Source organism: Actinomycetota bacterium, from assembly GCA_035540895.1.
Lineage (GTDB): Bacteria > Actinomycetota > JAICYB01 > JAICYB01 > JAICYB01 > DATLFR01.
Map to the genome: position 1 here is coordinate 1 of DATLFR010000059.1, position 9012 is coordinate 9012.

Genomic DNA, 9012 nt, shown 5'->3' on the forward strand with positions numbered 1-9012 from the left:
ACACCGGCCGGTACCGGCAAGGCGAACGTGGCGGTGGTGAAGGTCCCCGACCCGAGGCTCGACCGGCTCACGGAGCTTTTGAGCGCCGCGAAGGCGACCCCCGCGCAGGTGAGGCTCGTCGACGTCCCCGGCCTCAGCGCCCAGTCGCTGGGGGAGGCCCGAGAGGCGGACGCCCTCGCCGTGGTGGTCCGGGCGTTCGGCTCCGACGCCGACCCCGCGCGCGACCTGGCTGCCTTCCGGGCCGAGTGCGCGGTGGCCGACCTGTCCACCGTCGAGAGGTCGATCGACCGTCTGCGGAAGAAGGCGAAGGCGGGAGCGGCCCCGGACGCCAAGGCCGAGCTGGAGGTCTACGAACGGGCGGAGGCGGTCCTGGGCGAGGACAGGTGGCTCGTCGAGGAGCGGTGGGCGCCGGACGAGGCGAAGATGCTCCGCAACATGGGGCCGCTCACGCTGAAGCCGGTCCTGCACGTGGCCAACGTCGACGAGACGTGGGACGGGTCCGAGCTGGGCTTGCCGCGGCCGGCGGTCGCCGTCCGGGGCCTGCTCGAGGCGGAGGCGGCCGAGCTCGACGAGGCGGAGGCGGCCGCGCTCATGGAGGAGTTCGGGGTGTCGGAGTCGGCGATGGCTCGGTTCGTTCACGCCCTCTACGAGCTGCTCGACCTGATCTCCTTCTTCACGGGCAACGAGAAGGAGGCGCGCGCCTGGGAGATACCGCGCGGCACGAAGGCCCCGCGCGCGGCCGGTCAGGTGCACACCGACTTCGAGAAGGGGTTCATCCGCTGGGAGGCGGTCGATTTCGAGGACTTCATGCAGCTCGCCTCCTGGGACGCCGCCCGGTCGGTCGGCAAGCTCCGCGTGGAGGGCCGCGACTACGAGGTTCGCGACGGCGACGTCGTGCGGATCCTGCACTCCTAGATGGGCTGGGTCTTCTACGTCGCCTACGGGTCCAACCTCGACGCGGACAGGTTCGGCTGCTACCTGGTGGGCGGGCGTCCGGACGGGGCCACCAGGTCGAACGCCGGGAGCCGGGACGGCACCTCCTGGGTGGCGGCGTTCCCCGCCCGGACACGCCGTCCGGTCTGCTTCGCCGGCTGGTCGCGCACCTGGGGGGGCGGAGGGATGGCCTTCCTCGACCCTCAGGCGTCGGACGACGTCGTGACCCCCGTGCGCGTATACCTGATCACCCACTCCCAGTTCGAGGACCTGGTCGCCCAGGAGAACGGGCTGGGGCCGGGTTCGGTGGCCATCGACCCCCAGTCGCTCAGCGACCCCGGACAGGTCCGAGGCGACTGGGGACGGTACGACCTCGTGGTGAGCTGGGGGAGCCCGGACGGCCACCGAGCGATGGCCACCGTGACGTCCACGCGGCGGACCGACCACGCACCACCGACCGCCCACTACCTGCGCGTACTCGCGCGTGGGCTGCGCCAGTCGCACGCGATGTCCGACGACGAGATCGAGCGCTACCTGGCCGCGCGCCCGGGGATCGTGGACCCCGACGCGGTGCGCGCGGTCCTCTAGGCTCCCGCGGACGCGAACTGCGTCCGGTAGAGCACCGAGTACGGACCCTGGGCCCCCACGAGATCGAGGTGCGGACCGCGCTCGACGATCCGGCCCCGCTCGATCACCAGGATCTCGTCGGCCTGCACGATCGTGGACAGGCGGTGCGCGATCACCAGTGAGGACCGTCCGGACAGCGCCTCCCCGAGCGCCCGCTGGATGAGGCTCTCCGAGGTCGAGTCGAGGTGGGCGGTCGCCTCGTCGAGGATGACGAGGGCCGGGTCCTTGAGCAGGACGCGGGCGATCGCCACCCGCTGCTTCTCGCCTCCCGACAGCCTGTACCCACGTTCGCCCACCACCGTGTCGTACCCGTCCGGGAGCGACGCGATCAGGTCGTGGATGCGCGCCGCCTTGCACGCCTCGACCATCTCCGCCTCGGTCGCGTCGGGCCGCGCGTACATCAGGTTGTCGCGCAGCGACTCGTGGAAGAGGTGGGCGTCCTGGGTCACCACACCGATGGCGCGGGCGAGCGAGTGCAGCGTGAGGCCGCGGACGTCGTGGCCGTCGAAGGTCACCCTCCCGCGCGTGGCGTCGTGCAGCCGGGGGACGAGCGAGACGATCGTGGACTTCCCGGCTCCCGACGGGCCGACGAGCGCGACCATCTTCCCAGGCGTGATCTCGAACGAGACGTCCTCGAGCACCCACGCCTCGGTCGCCGGGGCGGTGACGGTGCCCGGCTTCGATTCGAGGGACCCGATCGGGACCTCCTCCGGGGTTGGGTAGCGGAACCAGACCCCCTCGAAGCGGACGTGTCCGCGAGGGTCGCGCAGCTCGACCGCGTCGGGCGCGTCGGCGATGGGGGTGGGGAGGTCCATGATCTCGAAGACGCGGTCGAAGCTGACGCCGGCGGTCATGAGGTCGACGCGCGCGTTCGTGAGCATCGTGAGCGGTTGGTAGAGCTGGGCGACGTAGGCGGCGAACGCGACGATCGTGCCCAGGTCCATCGCGCCCGCGAGCGCGAAGCGTCCACCCAGCCAGTACACGAGGGCCGTGGCCAGCGCGGTGACGAGTCCGAGCGCGAGGAAGAAGGTCCGGAACAGCATCGCCAGACGCACCCCGATGTCGCGCACCCGTCCGGCCCGCTCGGCGAACCCCTGGTGCTCCGTACCCGGATCGCCGAACAGCTTCACGAGCAGCGCGCCCGAGACGCCGAAACGCTCGGTCATGGTCGCGTTCATCGAGGCGTTGAGGTTCATCTGCTCCCGGGTCGCCTTCTGCAGGCGCTTGCCCACCGAGCGCGAGGGGACGATGAAGAGCGGCAGCGCGCACAGGGTCAGCAGGGTGAGCTGCCACGAGAGCCGCATCATGATCACCAGCGCGATCACGACCATCACCACGTTGGACACGATCCCGCCGATCGTGTTCGTGAGCGCGCCCTGGGCCCCCACGACGTCGTTGTTCAGGCGGCTGATCAGCGAGCCGGTCTGCGTGCGGGTGAAGAACGCGATCGGCATCCGCTGCACCTTGTCGAAGAGGCTCGTGCGCAGGTCGTAGATGACCCCCTCCCCGATCCAGGCCGAGACCCACCGGCCGGCCAGACCGAGCCCGGTGGAGGCCAGGGCGATGCCGATCACGACGAGGGCGAGCCGGTCGAGCCGGGCGAAGGAACCGGGCGGGACGGCTCCCGTGGTGGCCCGGTCGACGCTGGACGCCTCGAGCAGACGGATCAGCTCACGCAGCACGAGCGGCTGGACGAGCGTCACGGTCGAGGCGGCCACCGTCGTGAGCAGGAACAGGGCGATCTTCAGCCGGTGGGGCTCCGTGAACTCGAACACACGGCGCCACGTCCCGGCCGGCACCTCCGTGTGCTCGTCGGCTCCCATCCGCACGTGGCGGATCATCGGTCCCATCATCGCGACCTCAGTATCGCCGGTGCGGTAGCGTGCGGACGCGATGACCTCGCCGGACGAGATCCTGGCCGCGCTGGCCGCCCGCGGGTACCGGAGGACGGGCTCGAGGCGGGCGATAGCCGAGGCGATCGTGGCCGCCGGGAGCCACTTCACCGCCGACGACCTCGGCGCCCGCCTGCCGCGAGTGGACCGCTCGACCGTCTACCGCACCCTGGACACGCTGGAGGAGGCGGGGATAGTCGACCACGTCCACCTCGGACACGGTCGCGCCGTCTACCACCTGGCGCACGAGGACCACCACCATCTCGTCTGCGAGTCCTGCGAGACGGTGATCGAGCTCCCGCTCGAGAAGCTGCGGAGCCTGGCCGGGGCGGTGGACCGGGAGTACGGGTTCGAGCTCGACCGGAGGCATTTCGCGCTCGTGGGCCGGTGTGGGTCCTGCCGGGTCACCGGCGGGGGACCGAGAGCGGGTCGAACCCGTACGGCAGCTCCAGACGGTGGGCGGCGAGGAGCTCGCGGTCGCTCATGACGTCGGTGGTGGGTCCGTCGGCGACGACGAGGCCGCCGTCGAGCACCACGGTCCGGGGGCAGAGCTCCAGCGCGTAGGGCAGGTCGTGGGTCACGACGAGCAGGGTCAGGTCGAGCCGGAGCAGGACGTCGAGCAGCTCCCGTCGCCCGGCCGGGTCGAGGTTGGAGGTCGGCTCGTCCAGCACCACGATCTCGGGGTCCATCGCCAGGACCGTCGCGACCGCCACCCGGCGGCGCTGCCCGACCGAAAGGTGGTGCGGGGGACGGTCGGCGTGCTCGAGCATCCCGACCGCGCGCAGCGCCGCCTCGACGCGGGAGTCGAGCTCGGCTCCCCGCAGGCCGAGGTTGGCCGGTCCGAACGCCACGTCCTGACGGACGGTCGGCATGAAGAGCTGGTCGTCGGGGTCCTGGAAGACGATGCCGACCCGGCGGCGGATCTCGCGGAGGTTCTCCTTCGTGACCGGGAGCCCGCCGACGTGCACCTCACCCATCTGCGGGAGGTGGATGCCGTTGCAGTGCAGGACCAGCGTCGTCTTGCCCGCGCCGTTCGGACCGAGCACCGCCACCCGTTCGCCCCGCTGGACGCTCAGGTCCACGCCGAAGAGCGCCTGGTGCCCGTCCGGGTAGGCGAAGGCGAGCCCGCGGATGTCGAGCGCGGCGGTCATCGAGCCACCGTCCACGCGGAGATCGCCACCAGCGCGGCGGCGGCCGGGACGGTCAGCGCGAGCGCCCACTGCGAAGCGGCGGCGGCATCCCGCGCCAGCAGGGGCGCACGGCCGTCGTAACCGCGCGAGCGCATCGCGAGCCACACGCGCTCACCGCGCTCGTAGGACCGGATGAAGAGCGCACCGGCCGAAGCCGCCACCGCCCGCGCCTGCCAGAGCCATCTGGGGTCGTGGCCCCTGGACCGCCGCGCGATGTCCATCCGCCGCATCTCGCTCGCGACCACCTCGCCGTAGCGGACCATGAACGCGGCGATGGCCACGAGCGGCTGCGGCAGCCGCAGCCGCTCGAGGCCGGACAGGAGCTCCGCGACGCTCGTCGTCCCCGCGACGACGAGCGTCGCCCCAACCCCGATGGTGGCCTTCGCGCCGATGTTCCAGGCCGCCCAGAGCCCCTCCACCGACAGGGACAGGCCCGCGACCTCCGTGCGTGGCCCCCCTCCGATGAACGGCAGGAAGAGGGCGAAGAGCACGAACGGGGTCTCCACCGTCATCCGCGTGAGCATGAACCGCAGCGGGAGCCCGGCCACCGCGGCGAGCGAGCCGACGACGGCCGCGTAGACGCCGAACGCCCAGAAGGCCTCCCGGGGGGTGGCGACGACGGCCAGCACGAACCCCAGCTGGGCGGCGATCTTGCACTGGGGAGGCAGGGCGTGCAGGGGGGAGCGTCCGTGGCGGTAGAGCAGGTGCCCGTGCCCGGCTCCCATCACCCGTCCTCGGTTCGCGGCCTCAGCGCCTTCAGGGCGCCGAAGAGCAGGACCCCGACCCCGAAGGTGAGGACCACTCCGAGGACACCGGCCAGCCCGGTCGCCATGCGGTCGTCCTCCACGCCGCGCACCGCGTAGTCGGCGACGGGGGACCGGGAGAGCGCGTGCTCGCGCTCCCGCTCGGCGATCCCGTGGTCCGTGGCCACCCGCTCGAGCCCGTCCGGCTGTGAAGAGGCGTACGGGCTCAGGAGCCCCGCGAGTGCTATCGCGACCAGGAGGCCCCCCGCGACGAGGTAGCGCATCAGGTGGCCGTCCTGATCTCGAGCGCGGGTCGCGCGGCTGCCGGTGCGCCGTAGACGAGGTCGGGGCGGACGGACAGGACGGCTCCGACGGTGAGCGCGGTGATGACGCCCTCCCCGATGCCGATGAGCGTGTGCACGGCGACCATCGCTTTCAGGACAGTGGCGATATCCACCTCGCCCGCCCCCCCGATCGCGTACTCGGCGACGAAGGCGGCCGCGGCGATCACCACCGAGAGCGTGGCCGCGACGCCTGCCGCGGCCACCACGGCGGTGCGCCCGTTCCCCAACGCCGACCGCAGGACGAAGAACAGGCCGTACCCGGGCAGCGCGGTGAGGAGCCCCATGTTCAAGACGTTGAGGCCGAGCGCGGTCAGGCCACCGTCCGCGAAGAGCGCCTGGACCCCGAGCACGACCGTCAGGCAGAGGACCGCCGCCCACGGACCGACCAGGACCGCAGCGAGCACCCCGCCGATGAGATGTCCGGACGTGCCCGCCGCGACCGGGAAGTTCAGCATCTGGACGGCGAAGACGAAGGCGGCCACGAGCCCGGCGAGGGGGGCGAGGCGTTCGGACAGGGTCCGGGCGGCCTGGCGGAGGGCGACCGCGACCCCTCCGGCGCTGACGACTCCCGCCCCTATCGACGCGCCCGCGCCGATGAACCCGTCGGGGATGTGCAAACCAACCTCCCGCCCTTCTTGCGACCTGGTCGCGATACGAGCCTAGCCCTCGGCGGGCACGGTGCCAAGCGGGGCCACATCGGTCACGTAGGCCCGGTCCACGTGGTCGACGTGGAACCCGAGCCGCTCGTAGAGCGCCACCGCCCGCTTGTTCGACGCGTCCACGTAGAGCATCCCCTCGGGCATCCCGACCCCAGCCAGGTGCTGAAGACCCGCGAGCACGAGCGCCTTGCCCAGTCCGGTCCCCTCGTGGGCGGGGTCCACCCCGATCACGTAGATCTCGCCCAGCCGGTCGTCGGGGTGGACCTTCGTCCAGCAGAAGCCGGCGAGGCCGTCCCCCGCGTCGACGGCGAGCAGGAACCCCGCGGCGTCGAACCAGTCCTCGCCGATGCGCTGGCGGAGGGTGTCCGCATCCCACGCGCCCTGCTCCGGGTGGTGGCGGAACGCCCGGTTGTTGACGCGCAGCCAGGCGTCGTCGTCGACTCCGGGGCGGAAGGCCCGCAGCGAGATGCCCTCCGGCAGAACGGGGTCGGGGAGCCCGTCGAGCGGGCGGCGCAGCTGGAGCAGGTCACGTCCACGGCGCAGCCCGAGGCGGTGGGCGAGGCCGTCGTGGATGTCCGTGGGCTTGAACACCCACATGTGGACGTGTCCGCCACCGGCGGCTCCCACCTCGCCGAGCGCCGTCCGGGCCAGCATCAGCTCGATCCCTATCCCTCGATGCTCCGGGTGGACGACCACCTCGAGGCCCCACTGGTCCGAGCCGGTCCGGGAGATGTGCGCGTACCCGACCACGTGGGGGTGCCCCGGCTCCCGGGCGACGATCCCGACGAGCCCGCGGCGTCCGCCGTGCACCAGGTCGAGCCACTTGTGCTCCCCGAGCGCCTCGTGGCCGTCGTGGGCCGACACCGCGTCCAGCAGGTCGGAGATCGCGTCCACGTCGACCTGGTCGACATCGCGGACGATCTGGAGGTCGGGTCCGGACACAGTGGTAACACTAGGGTCTCGCGACCACCGAGGAGGATGCGCATGGACCTCAAGGGAGTGGAGATCACCTGGCTCGGTCACTCGACGGTCCGGTTCCGTACGCAGGATGGGACGGTCGTCCTCGTCGATCCGTGGGTGATGAACAACCCCGCCTGCCCCGACGAGCACAAGCAACCCGACCGGATCGACCTGATGCTGATCACGCACGGGCACTTCGACCACATCGGCGACGCGGTCGAGCTGGCCAGGCGTCTCGAGCCCGAGACCTGGTCGATCTTCGAGACCAGCGTCTGGCTCACCTCGAAGGCCGTCCCCAACGCGAGCGGGATGAACATCGGGGGGACGGTGGAGGCCCGCGGGGTCCGGTTCACGATGACCCCGGCCGTGCACTCCTGCGGGATCCTCGACGAAGGCCAGATCGTGTACGGAGGGAGCGCGGCGGGGTACGTGATCGAGTTCCCCGGCGGTCTGCGCGTCTACCACTCAGGGGACACGACGGTCTTCGGAGACATGCAGCTGATAGCCGAGCTGTACCGTCCGGACATCTGCCTGCTCCCGATCGGCGACCTCTACACGATGGGCCCCCTGGAGGCCGCGCACGCCGTGAAGCTCCTGGGCGCCCGGACCGTCGTCCCCCTGCACTTCGGCACCTTCCCCGCCCTCACCGGGACCCCCGATCAGCTGCGGGAGCTCGTCGGAGGGGATGTGGAGGTCGTCGAGCTCGAGCCGGGGGTGGCGGTCACCTAGCCGGGGTCACCCCATCGCGGAGCGGATGAGGGCGAGGTCCTCGGCCAGCTCCTCGAGCGTGCCGGGCGTCTCCGAGATGAACACCTCCGCCTTCGTGGCGCGGAGCATGTCGGTCAGCACGTCGGTGCCGATGCGGCCCGTGCCGAGCTTCGTGTGGCGGTCGCGTCCGGACCCGAACTCGTCCTTCGAGTCGTTCACGTGCACGACGTCTATCCGCCCTACGATGGCCAGGACCCTCTCGACCGCGTCGCTGAGGTCCTCGCCGGCCGCGTGGGCGTGACAGGTGTCGAAGCAGAACCCGACCCCCAGGTCTCCCACCGCGTCCCACAGGCGCGCGAGCGCGTCCCACGTACGGGCGACCGCGTTCGTCCCGCCGGCGGTGTTCTCGATCAGCACCCGCACATCGGTACGCAGCCGGTCGAGCGACCGCGCCCACCGCTCCACCCCCGCCTCGATCCCGTCCTCCGAGTGGCCGCCGTGCACGATGACCGCTTCCGCTCCCACGGCGGCGGCCGCGTCGCAGGTCTGCTGGAGGATCTTGCGGGAGCCGAACCGGACGTTGTTGCGCGGCGAGCAGACGTTGATGAGGTAGGGCGCGTGCACGTAGACCGCGACATCGGAGGCCGCGAGCTCGGAAGCGTCGGCGCGCGGGGGCGGCTTCTCCCACCCCTGGGGGTCGGACAGGAAGAGCTGGACGGCGTCCGCCCCGATCGCCGCGGCCGCCTCGAGCGGCCGGTCCGACCGCACATGGGCTCCCACCACCGTCATGGGGGCAGGTTCTCATGCCGGGCACGGGAACATGCGTTCTGAAAGTCGTCTGTTTCAGACCGCGATCGCGGGGTATCCATGGCTCGAAGTCGAAGGAGTACCACCCCAGCCCGGAACAGGGCCCGGCCCGCAACCCCCCGTGGGCCGGGCCCTGTTCCGGGCTGGGG

The 9012-nt window shown here is 71.7% G+C and carries 11 protein-coding genes; 4 read left to right on the plus strand and 7 right to left on the minus strand.

Annotated features, from left to right (window positions below):
• The coding region (locus VM840_03235; GenBank protein ID HVL80591.1) for a DUF933 domain-containing protein at nucleotides 1-915 on the plus strand (915 nt) is incomplete at its 5' end.
• Entirely contained in the window at nucleotides 916-1521 is a 606-nt protein-coding gene (locus VM840_03240; protein ID HVL80592.1) for a histone deacetylase, read from the plus strand.
• Here VM840_03240 and VM840_03245 read toward each other — a convergent pair.
• A complete protein-coding gene (locus VM840_03245; protein ID HVL80593.1) occupies nucleotides 1518-3401 on the minus strand; it encodes an ABC transporter ATP-binding protein in 1884 nt (627 codons plus the stop codon). The two genes, VM840_03240 and VM840_03245, sit on opposite strands and share 4 nt — an antisense overlap.
• Before the next feature lie 52 nt (nucleotides 3402-3453).
• On the opposite strand from VM840_03245, the gene VM840_03250 reads away from it, so the two are divergent.
• Entirely contained in the window at nucleotides 3454-3939 is a 486-nt protein-coding gene (locus VM840_03250) for a Fur family transcriptional regulator (protein HVL80594.1), read from the plus strand.
• Here VM840_03250 and VM840_03255 read toward each other — a convergent pair.
• The 5 genes from VM840_03255 to mshD are packed head-to-tail and all read right to left on the minus strand — an operon-like array spanning nucleotide 3857 to nucleotide 7330.
• Entirely contained in the window at nucleotides 3857-4603 is a 747-nt protein-coding gene (locus VM840_03255) for an ATP-binding cassette domain-containing protein (protein ID HVL80595.1), read from the minus strand. The two genes, VM840_03250 and VM840_03255, sit on opposite strands and share 83 nt — an antisense overlap.
• Nucleotides 4600-5367 (minus strand): cobalt ECF transporter T component CbiQ, encoded by a 768-nt coding sequence (gene cbiQ, locus VM840_03260; GenBank protein HVL80596.1) that lies wholly within the window; start codon nucleotides 5365-5367, stop codon nucleotides 4600-4602. Before cbiQ ends, VM840_03255 begins: the two co-directional genes overlap by 4 nt.
• Nucleotides 5367-5669, minus strand: coding sequence for a PDGLE domain-containing protein (locus tag VM840_03265; protein HVL80597.1), 303 nt, complete (start codon nucleotides 5667-5669; stop codon nucleotides 5367-5369). Before VM840_03265 ends, cbiQ begins: the two co-directional genes overlap by 1 nt.
• Nucleotides 5669-6346 (minus strand): energy-coupling factor ABC transporter permease, encoded by a 678-nt coding sequence (locus VM840_03270; protein HVL80598.1) that lies wholly within the window; start codon nucleotides 6344-6346, stop codon nucleotides 5669-5671. Before VM840_03270 ends, VM840_03265 begins: the two co-directional genes overlap by 1 nt.
• 42 nt (nucleotides 6347-6388) lie before the next feature.
• The gene (gene mshD / locus VM840_03275) at nucleotides 6389-7330 is read right to left on the minus strand and encodes a mycothiol synthase (protein ID HVL80599.1); all 942 of its coding nucleotides are present in this window, start codon (nucleotides 7328-7330) and stop codon (nucleotides 6389-6391) included.
• A 42-nt stretch (nucleotides 7331-7372) separates the two neighbouring features.
• Between mshD and VM840_03280 the strand changes: the two genes are divergently transcribed.
• Nucleotides 7373-8077 (plus strand): metal-dependent hydrolase, encoded by a 705-nt coding sequence (locus VM840_03280; GenBank protein HVL80600.1) that lies wholly within the window; start codon nucleotides 7373-7375, stop codon nucleotides 8075-8077.
• A gap of 6 nt (nucleotides 8078-8083) precedes the next feature.
• Here the strand turns inward: VM840_03280 and VM840_03285 are convergent, their stop codons facing one another.
• Complete coding sequence (locus VM840_03285; GenBank protein ID HVL80601.1) at nucleotides 8084-8845, minus strand: deoxyribonuclease IV; 762 nt, start codon at nucleotides 8843-8845, stop codon at nucleotides 8084-8086.
• Nucleotides 8846-9012 lie beyond the last annotated feature (167 nt).

Bases quoted from the DNA above. Each gene is read 5' to 3' on its own strand.
- VM840_03255 (HVL80595.1), bottom strand. From the start codon at position 4,603: ATGACCGCCGCGCTCGACATCCGCGGGCTCGCCTTCGCCTACCCGGAC.
- VM840_03240 (HVL80592.1), top strand. From the start codon at position 916: ATGGGCTGGGTCTTCTACGTCGCCTACGGGTCCAACCTCGACGCGGAC.
- VM840_03250 (HVL80594.1), top strand. From the start codon at position 3,454: ATGACCTCGCCGGACGAGATCCTGGCCGCGCTGGCCGCCCGCGGGTAC.
- VM840_03245 (HVL80593.1), bottom strand. From the start codon at position 3,401: ATGATCCGCCACGTGCGGATGGGAGCCGACGAGCACACGGAGGTGCCG.
- cbiQ (HVL80596.1), bottom strand. From the start codon at position 5,367: ATGGGAGCCGGGCACGGGCACCTGCTCTACCGCCACGGACGCTCCCCC.
- VM840_03265 (HVL80597.1), bottom strand. From the start codon at position 5,669: ATGCGCTACCTCGTCGCGGGGGGCCTCCTGGTCGCGATAGCACTCGCG.
- VM840_03280 (HVL80600.1), top strand. From the start codon at position 7,373: ATGGACCTCAAGGGAGTGGAGATCACCTGGCTCGGTCACTCGACGGTC.
- VM840_03285 (HVL80601.1), bottom strand. From the start codon at position 8,845: ATGACGGTGGTGGGAGCCCATGTGCGGTCGGACCGGCCGCTCGAGGCG.